This window comes from Ralstonia psammae, from assembly GCF_958405935.1.
Lineage (GTDB): Bacteria > Pseudomonadota > Gammaproteobacteria > Burkholderiales > Burkholderiaceae > Ralstonia > Ralstonia psammae.
The window spans coordinates 160,238-182,368 of sequence record NZ_CATZBU010000002.1; the positions used below are offsets into that span (position 1 = coordinate 160,238).

General features: G+C 63.3%; 17 protein-coding genes. 6 read left to right on the top strand and 11 right to left on the bottom strand.

Annotation, left to right across the window (positions count from 1 at the left end; all coding sequences use genetic code 11):
- Positions 1-53 precede the first annotated feature (53 nt).
- Together dusA and R2N16_RS04420 are read right to left on the bottom strand one after the other, a co-directional pair.
- Entirely contained in the window at positions 54-1,088 is a 1,035-nt protein-coding gene (dusA, locus tag R2N16_RS04415; protein ID WP_316664341.1) for a tRNA dihydrouridine(20/20a) synthase DusA, read from the bottom strand.
- A gap of 44 nt (positions 1,089-1,132) precedes the next feature.
- Positions 1,133-2,242: an enoyl-CoA hydratase/isomerase family protein gene (locus tag R2N16_RS04420; RefSeq protein WP_316664343.1), complete on the bottom strand. Its 1,110-nt coding sequence runs from the start codon at positions 2,240-2,242 to the stop codon at positions 1,133-1,135.
- A gap of 146 nt (positions 2,243-2,388) precedes the next feature.
- Here R2N16_RS04420 and R2N16_RS04425 point away from each other — a divergent pair, with 146 nt between their 5' ends.
- Positions 2,389-3,294, top strand: coding sequence for a sterol desaturase family protein (locus tag R2N16_RS04425; RefSeq protein ID WP_316664344.1), 906 nt, complete (start codon positions 2,389-2,391; stop codon positions 3,292-3,294).
- A 203-nt stretch (positions 3,295-3,497) separates the two neighbouring features.
- Here R2N16_RS04425 and typA read toward each other — a convergent pair whose 3' ends face one another.
- On the bottom strand, positions 3,498-5,318 hold the full coding sequence (gene typA / locus R2N16_RS04430; RefSeq protein ID WP_316664345.1) for a translational GTPase TypA: 1,821 nt from the start codon (positions 5,316-5,318) through the stop codon (positions 3,498-3,500).
- Between the two features lie 250 nt (positions 5,319-5,568).
- On the opposite strand from typA, the gene R2N16_RS04435 reads away from it, so the two are divergent.
- From R2N16_RS04435 to R2N16_RS04450, 4 genes are all read left to right on the top strand, one after another.
- Positions 5,569-6,090 carry a MarR family winged helix-turn-helix transcriptional regulator gene (locus R2N16_RS04435; protein ID WP_316664346.1) on the top strand — a complete coding sequence of 174 codons (522 nt, stop codon included), beginning with the start codon at positions 5,569-5,571 and terminating at the stop codon, positions 6,088-6,090.
- A gap of 75 nt (positions 6,091-6,165) precedes the next feature.
- Complete coding sequence (locus R2N16_RS04440) at positions 6,166-7,695, top strand: AdeC/AdeK/OprM family multidrug efflux complex outer membrane factor (RefSeq protein WP_316664347.1); 1,530 nt, start codon at positions 6,166-6,168, stop codon at positions 7,693-7,695.
- 56 nt (positions 7,696-7,751) lie between these two features.
- A complete protein-coding gene (locus R2N16_RS04445; protein WP_316664348.1) occupies positions 7,752-9,041 on the top strand; it encodes an HlyD family secretion protein in 1,290 nt (429 codons plus the stop codon).
- A gap of 3 nt (positions 9,042-9,044) precedes the next feature.
- Entirely contained in the window at positions 9,045-10,601 is a 1,557-nt protein-coding gene (locus tag R2N16_RS04450; RefSeq protein ID WP_316664349.1) for a DHA2 family efflux MFS transporter permease subunit, read from the top strand.
- Between the two features lie 66 nt (positions 10,602-10,667).
- On the opposite strand, the gene truB is transcribed toward R2N16_RS04450, so the two are convergent.
- From truB to R2N16_RS04490, 8 genes are all read right to left on the bottom strand, one after another.
- Positions 10,668-11,624 (bottom strand): tRNA pseudouridine(55) synthase TruB, encoded by a 957-nt coding sequence (gene truB, locus R2N16_RS04455; protein ID WP_316664350.1) that lies wholly within the window; start codon positions 11,622-11,624, stop codon positions 10,668-10,670.
- 1 nt (position 11,625) lies between these two features.
- Positions 11,626-11,997, bottom strand: a complete 372-nt coding sequence (rbfA, locus tag R2N16_RS04460; RefSeq protein ID WP_252692698.1) for a 30S ribosome-binding factor RbfA — start codon at positions 11,995-11,997, stop codon at positions 11,626-11,628.
- 123 nt (positions 11,998-12,120) lie between these two features.
- On the bottom strand, positions 12,121-15,015 hold the full coding sequence (infB, locus tag R2N16_RS04465; protein WP_316664351.1) for a translation initiation factor IF-2: 2,895 nt from the start codon (positions 15,013-15,015) through the stop codon (positions 12,121-12,123).
- A 62-nt stretch (positions 15,016-15,077) separates the two neighbouring features.
- Positions 15,078-16,553, bottom strand: coding sequence for a transcription termination factor NusA (gene nusA / locus R2N16_RS04470; protein WP_316664352.1), 1,476 nt, complete (start codon positions 16,551-16,553; stop codon positions 15,078-15,080).
- Entirely contained in the window at positions 16,550-17,038 is a 489-nt protein-coding gene (rimP, locus tag R2N16_RS04475) for a ribosome maturation factor RimP (protein WP_316664353.1), read from the bottom strand. Before rimP ends, nusA begins: the two co-directional genes overlap by 4 nt.
- A 206-nt stretch (positions 17,039-17,244) precedes the next feature.
- Positions 17,245-19,029, bottom strand: coding sequence for a pseudouridine synthase (locus tag R2N16_RS04480; protein WP_316664841.1), 1,785 nt, complete (start codon positions 19,027-19,029; stop codon positions 17,245-17,247).
- Positions 19,030-19,119: 90 nt separating this feature from the next.
- Entirely contained in the window at positions 19,120-19,971 is an 852-nt protein-coding gene (gene scpB, locus R2N16_RS04485; protein WP_316664354.1) for an SMC-Scp complex subunit ScpB, read from the bottom strand.
- 487 nt (positions 19,972-20,458) lie between these two features.
- The gene (locus R2N16_RS04490) at positions 20,459-21,202 is read right to left on the bottom strand and encodes a sulfite exporter TauE/SafE family protein (RefSeq protein WP_316664355.1); all 744 of its coding nucleotides are present in this window, start codon (positions 21,200-21,202) and stop codon (positions 20,459-20,461) included.
- A gap of 182 nt (positions 21,203-21,384) precedes the next feature.
- Between R2N16_RS04490 and fnr the strand changes: the two genes are divergently transcribed.
- Positions 21,385-22,113 (top strand): fumarate/nitrate reduction transcriptional regulator Fnr, encoded by a 729-nt coding sequence (fnr, locus tag R2N16_RS04495; protein ID WP_316664356.1) that lies wholly within the window; start codon positions 21,385-21,387, stop codon positions 22,111-22,113.
- Positions 22,114-22,131: the final 18 nt, after the last annotated feature.

Below are 22,131 nucleotides of genomic sequence, written 5' to 3' on the forward strand. Positions count from 1 at the left end.
CATTCGCGGGCTTTTTTTCATTCGGCGGTCGGGGCAGCGCCCCTTTACCTCGATCAAACCGCCACAGCCTCCTCGTTCGATTCTTCACCGCGCCGCAGGTGGGTCCGCGCCTCATCGAACAGTGCGTGGGCATCGGCCAGCGTCTTGACGCGGCCCAGCGCCTTGGAATCTGACAGCACGCGCCGCCAGCCGCGCGCGCCCGCCACGCCGCGATACAGCCCCAGCATGTGGCGCACCGCCGCACCAGCGTAACCACCGCGCTCTACCCAGCGGCCGACGTAGCCGATCATCGCGTCTTCCACTTCCGCGCGCGTGGGCGCCTCGGTGCCCGCGCCGTAGTACCGGGCATCGAACGCAGCCATCAGATGCGGATGGTGATACGCCTCGCGGCCGATCATGACGCCATCAATGTGCGCGAGATGCGTGTCGATCTGCTCCAGCGTCTGCACCCCACCGTTGAGCAGGATTTCCAGATGCGGGAAATCGCGCTTGAGCTGGTAGACGACTTCGTAGCGCAGCGGCGGAATCTCGCGATTTTCCTTCGGGCTCAGGCCTTTCAGGATGGCGTTGCGCGCATGGACGATAAAGGTCTCGCAACCCGCCTCGGCGATCGTGCCAACGAAATCGCGCACGAAATCGTAGGTCTCGATGGCGTCGATGCCGATGCGGTGCTTGACCGTGACCGGAATCGACACCGCGTCGCGCATCGCCTTGACGCCTTGGGCAACGAGCTTGGGCTCGGCCATCAGGCAGGCGCCGAACGCTCCTCGTTGCACGCGCTCCGACGGGCATCCGCAATTGAGGTTGATCTCTTTGTAGCCCCATTGCTGGCCGAGGCGCGCGGCCTGGGCCAGATCATCGGGTTCGCTGCCGCCGAGCTGGAGCGCCACCGGGTGCTCGACTTCGTCGAAATCGAGGTGGCGCGGAACGTCGCCGTGCAGCAGCGCGCCGGTGGTCACCATTTCCGTGTAGAGCCAGGTGTGGCGCGATATCTGGCGATGGAAGTACCGGCAGTGGCGGTCCGTCCAGTCCATCATGGGCGCGACGGACAGGCGGCGTGGGTTCGGCGTAGGGTGTTCAGCAGTCACAGCACAATCAACGATTCAAAATCCAGGCGCGCAGTTTACCGGTTCTAGTCCGACAGCCCCAGCAGCGGGTGCTGCTCCCGGCGCCAAGGCGAAACAAAAAACGCGGCCACGTCATCGTCACGTACGGCGTCGATGCTGGCGTGTTTCCACTTGGGTGCGTGGTCCTTGTCGACCGCGAGTGCGCGAATGCCTTCGATACCATCGCCGTCGGCAAACACGTGCGTCATCATGTCCAGCTCGCGGCGTAGCTCATCGGCCAACGTGGTGTAGCGGCCGCGGCGGATCAGTTCCAGCGTCACCGCCATCATCAACGGCGAGCGCTTGGCCATGTGCGCGGCGGTCTGCGCGGCCCATTCGGCATCAGTGCTGCCGGCCAGATCGGCAAAGATGCCTTGCACGGTGCCCTGGCTGAAGCAAGCGTCGATGGCCTCGCGGTGGGGCGCGATGATGGCCTTGGCATCATCGGGCGCAGATGCAGCTTCGGTAAAGGATGCGGTGATCTGCTCCGCGCTGCCCCAGTTGCCGTCGCGAAGGCGCTGGACGATGGCCGCCGCCGCCTCGGTGGTGACATGGCAATCAGCAAGACCGACCGACAACGCATCCGCCGCTTCGATCATCTGCCCCGTCACCCCCAGGTATTCGCCCACATGGCCCGGCACGCGCGCCAGGAACCAGCCACCACCCACGTCCGGAAACAGGCCGATGTTGGTTTCGGGCATGGCCATCTTCGTGCGCTCGGTCACCACGCGCAGCGATGCACCTTGCGAGATCCCCATGCCGCCGCCCATCACCACGCCGTCCATCAGCGCGATGTAGGGCTTGGCATAGCTGAAGATCAGGTGGTTGAGGCGGTATTCCTCGGTGAAGAAGGTGATGAGTTGCGGGTCACCGGCCGTGGCCGCGCGGTGAAAGAAACGGATGTCGCCGCCCGCGCACAGGGCCTTGCCGCCCTCGCCGCGAAGGATGACGGCGTGGACTTCCGGATCGTGCTGCCAGGCCAGCAGCGCATGCGACATCGCGCGGATCATCTCCAGCGACAGCGCATTGAGCGCCTGCGGCCGGTTCAGCGTCAGCCAACCGATGCCGCCGCGTACTTCGGCGATCACGTTGGGTTGAACTTCAGCCTGGGGCGCGATGGAAACGGTGGATTGCATGTCTCGGATAGTGTTGTGGGATGAACGGCTGGCACTGTACACGACAGCGTATTTAAGCGAGGAAGGGCTCTAGCCTGCCCCCTTTCGCGGCGCGGGTGTTGGGCGTATATCTGGCGCTTGGAGACAACACACATCACAACAATTCAATGACCCCTGCCAACGTCGCCCCGGGCGCGTCCAGTTTCGACCCAGGCCTGATCCTGCTGGCCTTTGCGCCGGTCTTCCTGCTGACCATCGGCGCGGAGGCGTGGTACTGGCGCAAGCGCGATCCGTCCGTCTACAGCTTGAAGGACACCGTTTCAAACGCCTGCCTCGCGCTCATGCACCAGGCATCGGATGCGTTCTTCCTGTGGCTGATGATCAAGACGGTGTACGGGTGGACGTACAGCCACGGCCTGCGCGCGGTGCCCGAGACATGGTGGTCGTTCGTTCTGCTCCTGCTGCTGCAGGACTTTCTGTACTACTTCTTCCACCGTGCCAGCCATCGCGTGCGCTGGATGTGGGCCTCGCATGTGACGCACCATTCGTCGGAAGGAATGAATTTTTCGACGGCGTTCCGCCAGAGCCTGACCTATCCGATCTCTGGCATGTGGCTGTTCTGGATTCCGCTTGCGTGGATCGGCTTTACGCCGGATTCGGTGATCCTCGCCGTGGGCCTGAACCTGGCATTCCAGTTCTTCGTGCATACGCGGCTGGGTGCGCTGGATTCGCGCTACGCGGGCCTCTGGCGCTGGCTGGGGCAGTACGTGAATACACCGTCGGTGCATCGCGTGCACCACGCCAAGAATCCGCAGTACATCGACCGCAACTACGCTGGCGTGCTGACCATCTGGGACCGCATGTTCGGCAGCTTCGTACCGGAGGAGGACGCGCCCGTCTTCGGCATCACGCGGCAAATCCACACACACAACCCCATCACCCTCACCTTCCACGAATGGCGCGACATGTGGGCAGACGCGTTCCGCGATCGGGATATCCGCTACCTGTGGAAACCGCCCGAGTGGCGCAGCCCGCGCGCTGCTGTCACGGCCGAGGCGATGCCGCTCACATGAACGGTGGCCCGAAGCGCGTGGCGACGCGTATCGATCATGGCCGCAACCAAGTACCTGAGTATCGGACTGGAAGACCCGCAAGACCTGATCGACGATCTGGCGCAAGCCTTCGCGCGCATTCAGGCATAACGCCCTCGTCATCGCCGGACGAAAAAAAACGCCCCGGAACCTCGGGGCGTTTTTCTTGGCAGATCGACTGGCGATCAGACCGCTTCTTCGCGCGATGCGCGCTTGCGCTCGTGTTCCTTCAGGTGGCGCTTGCGCAGGCGGATGCTCTTCGGCGTGACTTCCACCAGCTCGTCGTCGGCGATGAATTCCACTGCGTATTCCAGCGACATCTGGATCGGCGGCACCAGGCGCACGGCTTCGTCGGTACCCGAGGCGCGCACGTTGGTCAGCTGCTTGCCCTTGATCGGGTTCACGACCAGGTCATTGTCGCGGCTGTGGATGCCGATAATCATGCCTTCGTACAGCGCGTCACCCGGCGACACGAACATGCGGCCGCGATCCTGCAGCTTCCACAGTGCGTAGGCCACGGCAGCGCCGTCGTCCTGCGAGATCAGCACACCGTTGTGGCGCTCGCCCAGGTCGCCTTCCTTGACCGGGGAGTAGTCGTCGAAGATGTGGCTGATCAGGCCCGTACCGCGCGTCAGCGTGAGGAATTCCCCCTGGAAGCCAATCAGGCCACGGGCCGGAATACGGTATTCCAGACGCGTGCGGCCCTTGCCGTCCGACGCCATGTCGAGCAGTTCGCCCTTGCGGCGACCCAGTTCTTCCATCACGCCGCCCTGGTGGCCGTCTTCCACGTCCACGGTCAAGCGCTCGAACGGCTCGCACTTCACGCCGTCAATTTCCTTGAACACCACGCGCGGGCGCGACACGGCCAGCTCGTAGCCTTCACGACGCATGTTTTCCACCAGAATCGTCAGGTGCAGTTCGCCACGGCCCGACACTTCGAAGATCGTGTCGTCGCCGGTCTCCTTCACGCGCAGGGCCACGTTGGACTTCAGTTCACGGTCCAGACGGTCGCGCAGCTGACGGCTCGTCACAAACTTGCCTTCACGGCCGGCCAGCGGCGAGGTGTTGACGCAGAAGTTCATCGTCAGCGTCGGCTCGTCCACCTTCAGCATCGGCAGCGCTTCCTGGGCGTCCGGCGCACACACGGTGCAGCCGATGCCCAGTTCTTCAATACCGTTGATCAGCACGATGTCGCCGGCTTCGGCTTCCTGCACCAATTCGCGCTCCAGGCCGCGGAATTTCAGCACCTGGTTGATACGGCCCTTGATCGGGTTGCCTTCCGGGCCGAACTTGACCACCACGTCCTGCAGGGGACGCACGCGGCCACGCGTGATGCGGCCCACACCGATCTTGCCGACGTAGCTGGAGTAGTCCAGCGAGATGATCTGCAGTTGGAACGGACCGTTCGGGTCGTCGTTACGCTGCGGCACCTTGTCGAGAATCGTCTCGAACAGCGGCTTCATGTCGCCTTCGCGAACGTCGTCGGTCAGGCCGGCGTAGCCGTTCAGGCCCGAGGCGTACACCACCGGGAAGTCGAGCTGGTCGTCGTTGGCGCCCAGCTTGTCGAACAGGTCGAAGGTCTGGTTGATCACCCACTCCGGACGCGCGCCCGGGCGGTCCACCTTGTTGATCACGACGATCGGCTTCAGGCCCAGAGCCAGCGCCTTGCGCGTCACAAAACGCGTTTGCGGCATCGGGCCTTCCACGGCGTCCACCAGCAGCAGCACGCCGTCGACCATCGACAGCACACGCTCCACTTCACCGCCGAAGTCCGCGTGTCCCGGCGTGTCGACGATGTTGATGTGCGTGCCGTTGTATTCGACCGCGCAGTTCTTGGCCAGGATCGTGATGCCGCGCTCTTTTTCGATGTCGTTCGAATCCATCACGCGCTCGGCGATCTGCTCGTTCTCGCGGAACGTGCCGGCTTGACGAAGGAGCTGGTCGACCAGGGTGGTTTTGCCGTGGTCAACGTGGGCAATGATGGCGATGTTGCGAAGCGCGCGCATGGGATGTGAACTCGAAAAGGCGTGACACGAGCCCGGGACAGCACCCAAATTCAGCTCGCGGAATAACCTGACATTCTAGCATGCTGCGATGCGCAAGAGATGACACTGCTTGACGAATCGATAAAGGAATGCCGCACGAGCAATCTATAGATCACCCATTATTTCTAAAACTGGAATCACACATTCAGTACCTTGCCGTTTGCTGCGCCAATTCGTATATTTGTCCGGACAATGATTGTGCATACATAAGATGTCCGAACAGACAAGACCCGCCACCGATGTCGCTGCTGCCGGAACGCTCTTCCGGGTGGAGGACTACCGCATGTGCGAAAGCGTTGGCTACCTCGTCGGCCGCGCCAAAACAGCGCTATCGATGGCCATCGAGCAGGAAGTTGCCGCGATGGATGTGACGCATTCCCAGGCCAGTTGCCTGGTGCTGCTCGCCAACGGCCGCTGCCAGACCGCCACCGATCTCGGCCGCGAACTGAACACCGACATCGGTTCCCTCACCCGCATGCTCAGCCGCATGGAAAAACGCGGCCTGATCGAGCGCGTACGCAGCGAGTCCGACCGCCGCGTCGTGCATCTGGAGGTGACCGAAGCCGGCCGTGACTTGGCCGACCGCATGCCGGCCATCTATACGCATGTGCTGAACCGGTTCTTTGCTGGCTTCACGCCGGGCGATGTCGATACGCTGCGCGGGCTGCTCAAGCGCATTCTCGACAACGGCGCCGCCACGGAAGGCAACCGCATGCGCCCCGCCGATCACTGACGCCACTCTGTCCGAACTGCATCCGCAGCAACGAACGCCTCTCGCTCTCCCCGATCGCTTGATACATCAAACAACATGAACGCCTTGAACTCCGCCCCCCCGGCACTTTCGCCCCTAAGCCGCGCCGGCAGCGCGCACGCGCGATGGCCGGCGCGCCTAGGCGTGGCGCTTTCTGCCGTGACGCTGGCTGTGCTGGCCGGTTGCGCCAACCTCGGCAATTCACACAGCACGCAGACGCTGACAACGCCGGGGCAACTGGCGAGCGCGCAATCGTTGCCGTCGCAAGGCGGTCAGTGGCCGTCGCAGAACTGGGTCGACCAGTTCAACGATCCCCAACTGCGCGCGCTGGTGGATGAGGCCATCAAAGACAACCCGAACCTGCAAGTCGCCTTTGCCCGCGTGCGCGCTTCGCGTGCGATGGCCGATGTGGTACGCGGCAATCTGTATCCAAGCGTCGGGCTCGATGCCGACATGACGCGCCAGCGCCTGTCGGAGTACGACATGTTTGAAGGCACGCCGCTGGCCGGCCACTGGTTCACCGAATCGAAGATCCAGCTTGGCGTGAGCTACGACCTGGATTTCTGGGGCAAGAATCGCTCCGCATTGGAAGCTGCGTTGTCAGACGACAAATCGATGGAAGCGGAAAGCCAGGCTTCGCGGCTGATGCTGTCGACCACGGTGGCACGCACCTACGCCAAGCTGGCTGCGCTCTATGCGCAGCGCGACGTGGCCGAACGTTCCATCGCGCAGCGCAAGGATTTGACCAACCTTGCAGGCCAGCGCCTGCGTGCCGGTCTGGATACGCAAGTCGAAACCACGCAGGCCCGCGCCAACGTGGCCGCCGCGCAAACGGAACTTGAGCAAGCTGACGAGCAGATCACGCTGGCACGCAACCAGTTGGCCGCGCTGCTGGGCAAGGGCCCGGACCGCGGCTTGACAATTGCACGCCCGACGCTCCTTGCACAGGCCGCGCCCAAGCTGCCGAACAACCTGACCATCGACCTGATCGGCCGCCGCCCGGATCTCGTGGCTGCACGCTGGCGCGTGGAAGCCGCGTCGAAGGATATTGACGTGGCCAAGGCCCAGTTCCTGCCGGACCTCAGTCTGACTGCATTCCTGGGGCTGGCTTCGATTGCGCCGGAGAACCTTCTACTTGGCGCATCACGCCAGCTCGGTATCGGCCCGGCACTCAAACTGCCGATCTTCCAGGGTGGCAAGCTGCGCGCCAACCTCCGTGGCAAGTACGCCAACTATGACGCCGCGGTCGCCAGCTACAACCAGACGCTGACCGAAGCCCTGCACGACACCGCTGACCAGATCACCACGCTGCACAGCATCGATTCGCAGATCACGATCCAGCGCACTGCCCTGACCGAAGCTGAGCGTGCCTACAGCCTGGCCCGCACGCGCTACAGCGCCGGCCTTGGCACACAACTGGTCGTGCTGAATGCCGAGACGACCGTGCTGCAGCAACGCAAGCTCGCGACCGACCTGCAGGCACGCCGACTCGACGCGCAGATGGCCCTGATCAAGGCCCTCGGCGGCGGCTATACGGCAGAAGACCTGCCCGGCGCCAAGCCCGAGGCCGCTGCATCGCACAGCTGACCTCTAATGAATTGAACTGAACCGACCGTTCCAACGCATTCTTTCGAGCCAACATCATGAGTGACAACAAGCCCCAAGCCGCACCGTCCGCTGCCCCCGCCCCCGCAGCCCCCGCGGCAACGCCCACCGGCAACGGCAATGCCAACGGAAAGCGCAAACGCATGCTGACCACGCTGGCCGCGGCGCTGGTGGTTGCGGGCGTCGGCTACGGCCTCTACTGGGGCCTGTACGGCCGCTGGTTCGAGTCGACCGACGATGCATACGTGCAAGGCAACGTGGTCCAGGTGACGCCGCAGGTAGCGGGCACCGTGGTCGCCATTCGCGCCGATGACACGCAGCTCGTCACCTCCGGCCAGCCCGTGATCGAGCTGGACCGTGCGGACGCACGCGTCGCGCTGGAGCAGGCCGAAGCCGCGCTCGCGCAGACGGTGCGCCAGGTGCGCACGCTGTACTCGAACACCGGCGCGTTCACCGCCACACTGGCCATGCGCGAGAGTGATCTCGCGAAGGCCAAGGACGACCTGGCCCGCCGCAAGCAGATCGCCGGTACGGGCGCCGTGTCGCAGGAAGAAATCTCGCACGCACAAACCGCTGTGCAGGCTGCGCAGTCTGCTCTGGAAGCCGCCAAGGAACAGCTGCAGGGCAACCGCGTGCTGACCGAACAGACCACGTTGGAGCGTCACCCGAACGTGCTGCAGGCTGCCGCCAAGGTCCGAGAGGCTTACCTCGCCTATGCGCGTACCAGCCTGCCAGCATCGGTCACGGGCTATGTGGCCAAGCGCTCTGTGCAGGTCGGCCAGCGCGTCGCCCCGGGCACGCCGCTGATGGCGATCGTGCCGCTGGATCAGCTCTGGGTGGACGCCAACTTCAAGGAAGTCCAGGTGCGCCACATGCGCGTGGGCCAGCCGGTTGAACTGGTGGCCGACGTATATGGCAGCAGCGTGACGTACCACGGCAAGGTGGCCGGTTTCTCGGCGGGTACGGGCTCGGCGTTCTCGTTGCTGCCGGCACAGAACGCCACGGGCAACTGGATCAAGGTGGTGCAACGCCTGCCAGTGCGCGTTGCGCTCGACCCGAAGGAACTGAAGGACCACCCGCTGCGCGTCGGTCTGTCGATGGAAGCCAAGGTCGACATCCATGACGAAGGCGGCCAGAGCCTGGCTACCGCGCCGGCTGCTTCGCCGCTACAAACGACGGTATACGACCAGGCCGGCAAGGACGCCGATCAGGTCATCGCCAGCATCATCACCGCCAACGCCGGTCGCGGCGGTGCCACGGCACCGGCCGTTACCAACGTGCCGGCCGCATCGGCCCCGCGCGCTTCGCAACCCGCACCCAAGGTCTGACGCATGGCAACTGCCGCGCCCAAGCCGCTACAGCCACTGACCGGCGCCAAACTGGCGATCGGTACGGTGGCCCTGTCGCTGGCCACCTTCATGAACGTGCTGGACTCGTCCATCGCCAACGTGTCGATCCCGGCAATTTCGGGCGACCTGGGCGTGGCCCCCAACCAGGGCACGTGGGTCATCACCTCGTTTGCGGTGGCCAACGCCATCTCGGTGCCGCTCACGGGGTGGCTGACGCAGCGTTTCGGGCAAGTACGCCTGTTCGTCACGTCCATCATGCTGTTCGTGCTGTCGTCGTGGGCGTGCGGGCTGGCGCCGAACATGGGCATGCTGATCGCCGCCCGGATCATCCAGGGCGCCGTGGCAGGCCCGATGATTCCGCTGTCGCAATCATTGCTGCTGTCGACATATCCGCCCGCCAAAAGCTCAATGGCATTGGCGCTATGGGGGATGACCACGCTGGTCGCGCCCATCATGGGGCCGATCTTCGGTGGCTGGATTTCAGACAACATGAGTTGGCCGTGGATCTTCTACATCAACATCCCGGTGGGTATCCTGGCCGCCTACGCGACGTGGGTTATCTATAAGGACCGTGAATCGCCCACCCGCGTGCTGCCGATCGACAAGATCGGCCTGGCGCTACTGATCCTGTGGGTAGGCTCGCTTCAGTTGATGCTTGATCGCGGCAAGGAACTCGACTGGTTCAATTCGACCGAGGTGGTGGTGCTGACGGTCGTCGCCATCGTGAGCTTCGCGTTCTTCCTGGTGTGGGAGCTGACCGAAGATCACCCCGTGGTGGACCTGACGCTGTTCAAGGGCCGCAACTTCAGCGCGGGTGTCGTCGCCATCTCGGTAGCGTACGGGCTGTTCTTCGGCAACCTGGTGATCCTGCCGCTGTGGCTGCAGACCATCGTCGGCTACACCGCCACGGATGCGGGCCTGATCATGGCGCCGGTGGGCATCTTCGCCATCATCCTTTCGCCCATCATCGGCAAGAACCTGCCGAAGATGGACGCGCGCTGGGTGGCGACCGCGGCATTCATTACCTTCGCGCTGGTGTTCTGGATGCGCTCGCACTTTACCGTGCAAGTGGATACGTGGACGCTGATGATCCCGACGCTGATCCAGGGCGCGGCCATGGCGATGTTCTTCATCCCGCTCACGTCGATCATCCTGTCGGGCCTGCCGCCCGAGCGGATTCCGGCGGCATCGGGTCTGTCGAACTTCGTGCGGATCATGTTCGGCGGCATTGGTGCATCGATCTCGACCACGGTGTGGGACAACCGCTCTGCCCTGCACCACGCACAACTGGTCGAGCACGTGAATCCATACAACCCGGCCTATGCGGCGTCGATCAACCAGTACACACAACTGGGCATGCCCAACCTGCAGGCCAACGGCGTGATCGAACGCGGGATCTCACAGCAAGCCGCAATGTTGGGCGCCAACGATATCTTTTGGATTTCGGCAGTGCTGTTTATCGTGCTGATCGTCTTCATTTGGTTGACCAAGCCGGCGAAGTCGGCGGCCGGTGCGGAAGCGGCAGCGGGTGCGCACTGATCCAACATCGCGCAAACAAAAAAGCCACGCAGCTACGCGTGGCTTTTTTGTTGTCGGTCGATCAGCTCAAAGATGCACGAGCCGTTCCGGCCGCAGTACACCGTCTTGCCAAGCGGCCACACCGAGCAGCGATGCGGTGGCATCCGCCACAATCGCGTCACTCACGCCGTACACGCGCACCTGATCTGCGTTCGGTAACGCCAACCGCAACGGCAAGCGCTGACCATGCAGGAAGCGGCGGCTCTCTTCTGCATCCAGCTCCACGCGCGGCAGCGTCTGCAACAGCGCGTCGACTGGCGCCAGCAATGCGGCGCGTGCATCGTCGGCGGCTGCGTCCAACGACTCCAGTGTCACGGCGCCATTCAGCGTCAGGTTTCCCACCTGCGTACGACGCAGCGCAACCAGATGGCCGCCGCAGCCCAGCGCCTCGCCGATGTCTTCACCCAACGTCCGGATGTAGGTGCCCTTGCTGCATGACACGCGCAACGTGATCGTCGGCTCGGCCGATTCCAGATCCGTCGCCAGCACGTCAATCGCGTGGATCGTTACCCGACGCGCAGCGCGTTCCACCGTTTGTCCCGCGCGCGCGTACTCGTACAGGGGTTTGCCGTCTTTCTTCAGCGCAGAGTGCATCGGCGGCACCTGGTCGATCTCGCCGACAAAGCGCGCGATGGCTGCCTGCAGTTGGTCCTGCGTGACCGAGACCGGGCGCTCGCTCAGCACCTCGCCTTCTGCGTCTGCGGTACGCGTCTTGATACCAAGACGCACGACGGTTTCGTACGTCTTGTCCGCATCGAGCAAATCCTGCGAAAACTTGGTCGCCTCGCCAAAGCACAGCGGCAGCAAGCCCGTAGCGAGCGGGTCGAGCGTGCCGGTATGCCCCGCCTTCTTGGCCCACAGCAGGCGCTTGGCGCGGATCAGCGCATCGTTGCTCGACCAGCCGATCGGCTTGTCCAGCAGCAGCACGCCGTGCACATCTCGGCGTGGCGGCTTCTGTGGCTTGGGCACATGTTGCTCGGCCATTTCAATCGTCTTTGGCACGCGTGGCGTTGGCCTCATCGATCAGGCGCGACATCTCGATACCGCGCTCGACCGAACCGTCAAAGTGGAAATGCAGTGTCGGCACCGTGTGGATATGCAGGCGCTTGAACAACAGTGAATGCAGGTAGCCCGCCTTCTCGTTCAGGATGGCACCGGCGACTTCCGGCTCGGCGCCCAGCACCGTGAAATAGATCTTGGCGTGTGCGTAGTCCGGCGTGAGCGCAACGGATTGCAGTGTCACCAGGCCCATCGCCGGGTTCTTGATTTCGCGCTGGATCAATTCGGCCAGGTCACGCTGGATCTGATCGGCGATGCGCACGTTGCGGCCAGCGGCCGATCCCGATTTCTTCGGCATAGTGTGTTCCTCACATGGGCGCCGCCAGCGCACGCCGGCCAGCCCAAAAAGACAAAACGGTGGCGCGGGACGCGCCCGGGCCACCGTCGCAAAGTCGAGCCGGACACCGGTCCGGCCAACGTATTACAGCGTACGCGCCACCTCGGTGATCTCGTAGATCTCGAGCTGATCGCCTTCCTGAACGTCGTTGAAGTTCTTGATCGACAGGCCGCACTCGAAGCCTTGCTTCACTTCCTTCACATCGTCCTTGAAGCGCTTAAGCGAATCGAGTTCGCCCGAGAAGATGACCACGTTCGCACGCAGCACCCGCACCAGCGAATTGCGCTTGACGAAACCGTCCAGCACCATACAGCCGGCCACTGCGCCAACCTTCGGCACGTGGAAGACCTGGCGCACCTCGACAAGGCCCGTCGTCTCTTCGCGCTTTTCGGGCGACAGCATGCCCGACATCGCTGCCTTCACCTCATCCACAGCGTCATAGATGATGTTGTAGTAACGGATGTCGATGCCCTGATGCTCGGCCAGCTTGCGTGCGCCCGCATCGGCCCGCGTGTTGAAGCCGATGATGACGGCCTTCGACGCGGTTGCCAGGTTGACGTCCGACTCGGTGATACCACCCACGGCGGCGTGCACGACCTGTACACGCACTTCGTCCGTCGACAGCTTCTGCAGCGAGTGCACCAATGCTTCCTGCGAACCCTGAACGTCGGCCTTGATGATCAGCGGCAGCGACTTCACGTCGCCTTCGCTCATCTGTTCCAGCATGTTTTCCAGCTTGGCAGCCTGTTGGCGCGCCAGCTTCACATCGCGGAACTTGCCTTGGCGGAAGAGCGCGATTTCGCGCGCCTTGCGCTCGTCCGGCAGCACCAGCACTTCTTCGCCGGCACCCGGCACTTCCGACAGACCCTGGATTTCCACCGGGATCGACGGACCCGCTTCCTTGGCCGGCTTGCCGTTTTCGTCCAGCATGGCGCGCACGCGGCCATAGGCCGTGCCCGCGAGCACCACGTCGCCGCGCTTGAGGGTACCGCTCTGTACCAGCACCGTAGCGATCGGACCCTTGCCCTTGTCCAACTGCGCTTCCACCACCAGACCCTTGGCCGGCGCGTTGACCGGCGCCTTCAGTTCCAGCACCTCGGCTTGCAGCAGCACGTTTTCCAGCAGGCTGTCGATACCTTCGCCAGTCTTGGCAGACACCGGCACGAACGGCACATCACCGCCGTACTCTTCCGGAATCACGCTCTCAGCCACCAGCTCCTGCTTGACGCGGTCGGGGTTGGCTTCGGGCTTGTCGACCTTCGTGATCGCCACCACGATGGGCACCTCGGCCGCCTTCGCGTGGGCGATGGCTTCCTTCGTCTGCGGCATGACGCCGTCGTCGGCAGCCACCACCAGAATCACGATGTCGGTTGCCTTGGCACCACGTGCACGCATGGCCGTGAAGGCCTCGTGGCCTGGGGTATCCAGGAAGGTGATGACGCCGCGATCGGTCTCGACGTGATACGCGCCGATGTGCTGCGTGATGCCGCCGGCTTCGCCCGCCGCAACCTTGGCACGACGGATGTAGTCCAGCAGCGAGGTCTTGCCGTGGTCGACGTGACCCATGACGGTCACGACCGGCGGACGGGTTTCGGCCTCGGCATTCGTCGGCTCTTCCACACCGCCAATCAGCAGCGCTTCCGGATCGTCCAGCTTGGCTGCGACCGCCTGGTGGCCCATTTCTTCGACCACGATCATCGCGGTCTCCTGGTCCAGCACCTGGTTGATCGTGACCATCTGGCCGAGCTTCATCATCTGCTTGATGACTTCGGCGGCCTTGACCGACATCTTGTGAGCCAGATCGGCCACAGAGATGGTTTCCGGCACGTGCACTTCACGCACGACCGGCTCGGTCGGTGCCTGGAAGGCATTGCGGTTGTCGTCGCCATGGCGATTGCGGCCGCCCTTGGAGCCGGAGCGCCAGCCGTCGGCGCCGCCGCCGGTGTCGCCGCGCGTCTTCAGACCGCCACGCTTGCCGGACCGGTTGTCGTCTTGCCAGCCGGACTTGCCACGGCCGCCCTTCTTGTCGCCCGACGGTGAACTCGGTGCCGCAGCGGCAGGCGCCGGAGCAGCCGGCTTCTTGGCAGCCGCAGCCGGGCGTGCTTCGCCAGCCGGCTTGACCGGCTTGTGCAGCGTGCCCAATTGCTCAGCCTTCTTGACCTCTTCAGCCTTGCGCTCTGCGGGCGTCTTCAACACGCGAGCCGGGGCGCTCATCATCTCGCGGATGGCGCGGGCTTCCGCTTCGGCAGCTTCGCGGCGCTTGCGCGCGGCGTCTTCCTCGGCCTTGATCTTGTCAGCAGCAACGCGCGCTTCGTCAGCAGCCTTCTGCGCGGCCTCGCGCTCGCTTGCCAGACGTGCGGCGTCTTCCTCGGCCTTGCGGCGCGGGACTTCATCCGACGCTTCTGCGGCAGCGCGGGCTGCAACGGCTTCCTCTTCCGCCTTCTTGGCGGCGAGTTCAGCTTGGCGCTTCTGCTCGGCTTCGGCGGCTTCCTGGCGGGCGCGGCGCTCAGCTTCTTCGCGCTCCATCGCTTCCTGGCGCGCCTTCAGTTCGGCTTCCTGACGAGCCAGCAACTCCGCCTGGTGGCGTTGTTCTTCCTCGCGACGCGCAGCTTCCTCGGCATCGACCACCGGAGCAGCCTCTGCAGCTTCCGATTCAGCCTGTGCCGCGTTCGGCTCATCACGCTTGACCAGCACGCGCTTCTTCTTGACTTCCACTTGCACGGTACGCGTCTTGCCGGTGGCATCCGCTTGGCGGATTTCGCTGGTTTCGCGTTTGGTGATCGTGATCTTCTTGCGCGCGCCATCCTCGGCGCTGCCGTGTGCTCGCTTGAGATAGTCGAGCAGACGAGTCTTGTCCGATTCGGTGATGACGTCTTCCGGCGTCGCCTTTTGCACGCCCGCGGCCTGCAATTGTTCCAGCAGCGCGGATGCGCTACGGTTCAATTCGCCAGCGAGTTGGGCAACTGTTGTGCTTGCCATTCAAACCCTTTCGATGCTCGGTTTCAGTGAGGATTGCGATAAACGATCAACGCTTATACGACTCACGAAAACCAGTGTTCACGCGCCTTCATGATCAGCGCCTTGGCTTGTTCTTCGTCGACGCCGGTCATCTCGACCAATTCGTCCACGGCCAGCTCGGCCAAGTCGTCACGCGTCTGGATGTTCCCCTCGGCCAGCTTGCCGATCAGCTCCGGGGTCAGCCCCTCGAGGTCGCGCAGGTCCTGCGACACCTTCTCGACCTTTTCTTCCTTCGCCAGCTCCATCGTCAGCAGCACGTCGCGAGCGCGGTTGCGCAGCTCGTTGACGGTGTCTTCGTCGAACGCTTCGATTTCCAGCATTTCCTGCAGCGGCACGTACGCCACTTCCTCGAGCGAGCTGAAGCCCTCTTCGATCAGGATGTCAGCAACCTCTTCGTCCACGTCAAGCTTCGCCATAAACAACTGGCGAACGACGGAGCTTTCTTCAGCCTGCTTCTGCGCAGACTCTGTCGGCGTCATGATGTTGATCTGCCAGCCGGTCAACTCCGACGCCAAGCGAACGTTCTGGCCGCTACGGCCGATCGCCACGGCGAGGTTTTCCTCGTCGACCACCACGTCCATGCTGTGCTTTTCCTCGTCCACGACGATGGACTGCACCTGCGCGGGCGCCAGCGCACCGATCACAAACTGCGCTGGGTCTTCCGACCACAGCACGATGTCTACAGCTTCGCCGCCAACTTCGTTACGCACGGCGGTCACACGGGTGCCACGCACGCCGACGCAGGTACCAATTGGGTCGATGCGCTTGTCGTGTGCAACGACCGCAATTTTCGCACGCACGCCCGGGTCGCGCGCGGCGGCCTTGATTTCCAGCAGGCCTTGTTCCATTTCCGGCACTTCGTTTTCGAAGAGCTTGATCAGGAACTCGGGGCAGGTGCGGGAAAGCTCGATCTGCGGGCCGCGTGCAGTGCGGTCGACATTCAGGATATACGCGCGGACACGGTCGCCCGTGCGCAGGTTTTCCTTCGGGATCATCTGATCGCGGGCCAGCAGCGCCTCGACGCGGCCCGTTTCAACGATCAGGCCCTTCTTGTCGGCGCGCTTGATCGTGCCGGTCATGACCTTTTCGCCACGATCCAGGTAGTCGTTCAGGATCTGCTCGCGCTCGGCATCGCGGATGCGCTGCAGGATCACCTGCTTGGCAGCCTGCGCGCCGATGCGGCCGAACTCGACCGATTCGATCTGCTCTTCAACGAAATCGTCGACCTCGATGTCAGCGTCCTGCTCTTTGGCTTCGAACAGCAGAATCTGCTTGTCCGGCTCCTGCAGGCCTGCATCGTCGGGAACGACGAGCCAGCGACGGAAGGTTTCGTGTTCGCCCGACTCACGGTCGATCGCCACGCGCACATCCACGTCTTCTTCAAAGCGCTTCTTGGTCGCCGAAGCCAATGCGGCCTCCAGCGCCCCGAACACCACATCCTTGTCGACGTTTTTTTCGCGCGCAAGCGCATCGACGAGCAACAGAACTTCGCGGCTCATTGCTTGTTCCCTTTGTTTCGATTTCCTTTGAAGTCCAGCACGGGCACCAGCCGGGCGCGGTCGAGTTCCGACAGCGTGAATTCCAGCAGCGCGGGGCCTTCCTTGCCCTCAAACTCGAGGCCGATTCGTTCCTGGCCTGGCTCGCCCGTCGGAGCCTGAATGATTCCCGTGAAATTCTTTTGCCCACCCACTGGCAAGCGCAGCGTCACCTTGACCTCGAGGCCGGCGAAGCGCGCGAAGTCGGCCAGCGTGCGCAGCGGGCGGTCCAGCCCCGGCGACGACACTTCCAGCCGTTCGTAGTTGACGTTTTCAACCTCGAACACGCGCGTGAGCTGATGACTCACTTTTTCGCAATCTTCAATGACGATGCCGTTCTCTGCCTGATCGATATACACGCGCAGCAGCCCGGCGGGTGCGCGCTCCACTTCCACCAGCTCGTAACCCATGGCGGTGAGGGTTTTCTCAATCAGATCAGTCAGATGCACGTTTTTCCTGAAGAATTTCCCGGTATGGCCAACCTGCCGAAGCAAAAAAAAATGGGCGCAACGCCCATATCATTCGCCCATCTTCTGCAGGATGACTTTTGATCAGACTCACATTGTAATACGCATCGACGCAAAACGCAAAAATTGCCCCGAAGCCGCCACAAAACGGGGCGTTGCGACGAATGCCGCACGCAACGCCCGCATTTTTAGCGCTTACCGCCGCGCTTGCCACCACCGCGCGGCGCCTTGTTGCCATTCGGCATGCCACCACCACTCTTTCCAGGGCGCTTGTTGCCGGGTGTGCGATTGCCATCACGCATCCCACCGCCTGCCCCCGCACCACCCCGGCCATTCGCACGGTCGCCCATACGGCTGCGCGCTGTCAGCGTGGTCGGGCCGCCCACATTGATGTAGCCCATGGACGTTTGCATCGGATCCGGCTGACGCGGGTTGGGCTGACGGCGTTGCACGGGTTGCGCGCGATTGCCGTTCTCAACACCCATACCACGTGACTGGAAGTTTGCTTCTCCGGCAAAACCGGACGACATCGGCCCCATCAGCACCGGCGCAGGCCCACGGCGACGATTGCCCTGACGGTCTTGCCCACCGCCAGAACTGGCCGTCGGCACCTTCATGCCCAGTGTGCCCATCAGCGTACGCACATCCTCGGCCGAAACTTCCTGCCAGCGGCCGCGCTTAAGACCGCGCGGCAGCACGAAGCTGCCATAGCGCGTACGGATCAGGCGCGACACGGTCAAGTTGACTGCCTCGAACATGCGGCGGACTTCGCGGTTCCGCCCCTCGGTCAGCGCGACGTGGTACCAGTGGTTGACACCTTCGCCGCCGCCATCGACGCAGCGCAGGAAGTTGGCTTCGCCGTCCTGCAGCGAGATACCGTGCAGCAGCTTCTGACGGTCGGTTTCGGCCAGCTCACCCAGCGTGCGCACTGCGTATTCACGCTCCACGCCATAGCGCGGGTGCATGAAACGGTTGGCGATATCGCCTGAGGTCGTGAAGATCAGCAGGCCTTCGGTATTGAAATCGAGGCGGCCGACCGCGACCCACTTGCCGGTCTTCATGCGCGGCAATGCATCGAATACGGTCGGACGGCCTTCCGGATCGGACTGGCTGACGATTTCACCGGACGGCTTGTGATACAGCAGCACGCGCGGTGGCTTGTTCGGCAGCTTGCGCTGGATCAGCTTGCCGTTCACGCGTACCTGGTCGGTAGCGAGAATGCGTTGGCCAATGTGGGCCGGCAGACCATTCACGGAGACGCGACCCTGCAAGATCAGGTCTTCCATGTCACGGCGCGAGCCAAGGCCGGCATCAGCCAATATCTTGTGCAGCTTGGGCGCATCGTCGTCGGAGGTCAGCTCACGCACCTTGGGGGGCTGCGACGCGCCGCCGGCGTCGGCCTCTGTGTCGTACGCGCCGGAAATCACGTACTGGAAGACGTCTTCGGAGCCCTTGCCACCCTTCAGCGCCTTGCCCCCGCGACTCGGGTTCTGGCCGCCGGCCTTGCCTTGCGGTTTTCCGTTGCGGTTCTGCTGCTTGCCCCGACCGCCGGCACTCTTGCCGCCAGCGCCTTCCGTACGTTCGGTGCGCTCGGTGCGTTCCGCCGGCTGGCCCTCGCCTTGGCGACGACGGTTCTTGCCGAAACGGCCACGCGGGCCACGTCGCTCACCCTGGCCTTCTGCTGGCGCCTGTTCTGTCGGCGCAGCACCTTCTGCTGCAACTACCGCCGGCTCGGCCGCCGCCTCTTTGGGCTTGCGTGCCCGTGGTGCGCGGCTCTTGCGCGGTTGCGCAGGCTGGCCGGCGTCTGCACCACCTGCATCAGCGGCTTCGCCTTCAGGGCGACCGTCCTGCTGCTGGCGGCGCGAAGCCACGAGGTTGCGCAAGCCGCGGCGCAATCCCTTGCGACGAGGCGCGGCCTCAGTCCCATCACCGCCGTCTTGTCGCGGCGGCTGAGCTTCGGCATCGGCCGGCATACGTGTATCCATGGAATCTGGCTGGGTGTTCACAACGTCTTTCAAATCTAGGGGTTCAGACCATGCGCCAACTGCGCGGCCGGCATAGCGTTACGAATGCTCATTGGCGGGAGCCGCAGGCGGCTCGACCGGTGTTTTGTACTCATCTTCGGACGCAACGTGAGCCACACTCACCGCTTGCGACTCGGTTTCCAGGGCCGGCTCGTCTCCCGCCGCCACCTCAGGCTGCGCTTGCGTTTCAGCGACCACGTCAACGGAAGCTTCAGCAACGGGCGATTCCGCCGTTTCCGTCGTTTCCGCCACTGAAACCTCTGCGCTCTCGGCACCTTCCGGCGCGTCGTTGACCAGCGCAGTCAACTCTTCCATCGCAATTGCACCGCCCTCGAATTCGATGGCGCCCTGCTCCAGCAGGCTTGCCTGCACCTGGGCGCGAGCATCTTCGAGCGGTGGCAGCTCGTCCAGCGAGCGCAAGCCAAGGTCGTCGAGAAACTGCTTGGTCGTCGCATACAGCGCCGGGCGGCCCGGCACGTCACGATGCCCAATGACTTCGATCCAGCCACGGTCTTCAATCTGCTTGATGACCTGCGTGTTGACCGTAACGCCGCGAATGTCTTCGATATCGCCGCGGGTGACCGGCTGGCGATAAGCGATGATCGCCAGCGTTTCCATCACGGCGCGCGAGTACTTGGGCGGCTTTTCCGGATGCAGGCGGTCGAGATACATGCGCATCTCGGGGCGGCTCTGCAGGCGCCAGCCGGACGCCAGCGCAACCAGTTCGACACCGCGATTCAGCCAGTCCTGGCGCAGCTCTTCGAGCAGCACTCGGATGGTGTCCGCGGAAACATCTTCGTCGAACAGCTTGCGCAAGTCATTGACTCGCAACGGGTCCTGCGCGCAGATCAGCGCGGTTTCGAGGACGATTTTCGCCTCTTGGGTATTCATCGGGTTGAGCGGCTCGTCATTGCTCGCGCGCGGCCAGTCGCCATCACGCTTGAGGTTTGTCGTCCCGCCGCGAAGCACGCGGCATTTCTGAATGCTGTTGCCCGCCCGGGCCCGGCGCGTAAAGGCCAATGGATTCAATTGAACCCTGCACCGAAACGCAATGGCTATGCCCGCAAAGTAGGGCCGGAGGAGCGAGTTGATCCGGTGCCGGTCAGGCACCACAAGGGCAATTTCTTCCGCCGCCATGGGGACGGATACTGCGCCGGACGACTACCAACGAAGAATGGCAGCCCGCCCGAATCGACTGTCCAGGGTGACTTTACCGCTGGATGGCATCGCTTGGCGCCGCGCTTGGGATTGTTGATTTGCGCGGGTGGCGAATCGAATTGTTGTCGATTGTAGGGCAATTTCCCGCGGGGCCGCAACCGGGAAGATGTCCTAGCCTCTCGTCCCAGGCCGGATGGCAATTTGCGCGTGCTTTAAACGCCTACAGCACCAGACAGAAGCCATGTGCGTTGAGCATCTCTGGAAGCCAGATTGCGTGCGCCAGCCCCCAGACCCCGAACATGGCGATGACAACGCCCGCCGCACCTCGCACCCACCGCTGGCGCGACAGTCTGCGCAGCCACCCGGCCAGGCCAGACATCATCAGCAGGTTGGGCAGCGTACCCGCACCAAAGGCGAGCATGACCACGGCCCCCGAGGCAGCGTTGCCTGCCAACAACGCCACAGCCAATGCGCCGTAGACCATGCCGCACGGCACCAGCCCCCACGCCATACCCGTGATATACCGGCGCAGCAACGGCGGCTGACGTTGCAGCCTGCCGCCCAGCGTGGCGGCCACTCGAGACAGGCCACCCGCGACGCGGCCGAGCCAGCGCTCAAGCCACACACTGCGCCACGCATCTCCGGCAGACCGCACAAGCAGCAAAACCCCGTAGGCGAGCAGCAACGCACTGGCGAAGGCAAACAAGCCGCGTTGAATCGGCAGCCATTGCTGGCGCCAGACGGTCGCGCCCATCGCACCCATGATTGCGCCAAGCAGCGCGTAGGTGGTCAGCCGCCCCGCATGCATGACGACCTGCTCAAACCAGAGCCTGCGACGCGACACGATCCGTACCGCCACGCCCCCACGTTCGGCCGCGAGTGCAATACCACCGCACATCGCCAGACAATGCACACCGCCTAGCAATGCAATCAGAAAAACGCTGAGCAGCGCCGCGGCACTCATCTTTCTGACGCTCCTTTGATATGGGCCAAAGTTTTCGTTTTACTGTTGCGAACTAAGCGTAATCGGCGCGATTTGCCGCATCGGAAATGTCCGATGACAAGAAGGTCGCCGTTATAATAAGCGTGAGTTGCACCACAAGAATTACTCATTTCACTTTCACGAAATTCAGCCGCCCCCGCCCCGTGCTCACTCGAATCGCACTTACCGATCAAGCCTCGCGTTGCTCCACCTGTGTACTCGGGCAAATCTGCCTGCCGGTGGGAATGAACTCGGACGACGTGCGCAAAATGGACGATTTGGTCGGCGAGCGCATCCGCATTAAGAAGGGGCAATCGCTCTACTCCCTGGGTGAGCCGCTGGAAGCGGTTTACGGCATTCGTTTCGGCACGCTCAAAACCCACCTGACGCTTGAAGACGGTCGCCACCAGATCACGGGGTTCCACCTGCCGGGTGAAATCGTCGGGCTCGATGGCATTGGCGATATGCGCCACGTGTCGGACGCTACCGCGCTGGAAGATACGGAAGTCTGCGTGGTGCGCTACGACGAGTTGCAACACCTTTCGCGCCGGCTGCCTTCGCTGCAGCATCAGTTCCTGCGCATCATGAGCAAGGAAATCTCGCAGGATCATCTGATGTTGCTCACGCTGGGTTCCATGCGTGCGGAGGAGCGCCTCGCTGCGTTCCTGCTCAACCTCTCGAAGCGTTCGGCCCAGCGCGGATATTCCTCCACCGAATTTGTGCTGCGCATGAGCCGCGAAGAACTTGGCAGCTATCTGGGTCTCAAGCTCGAAACCGTCAGCCGCCTGTTCTCGCGCTTTGCCGAAGCGGGCCTCATTCAGATCCGCCAACGGCACGTCAAGCTGATCGACCTGGCCGGCCTGCGCCAGGTCATGAGCGGTCAGGCCACCTAAGCTGCTTTCCATGGCGCC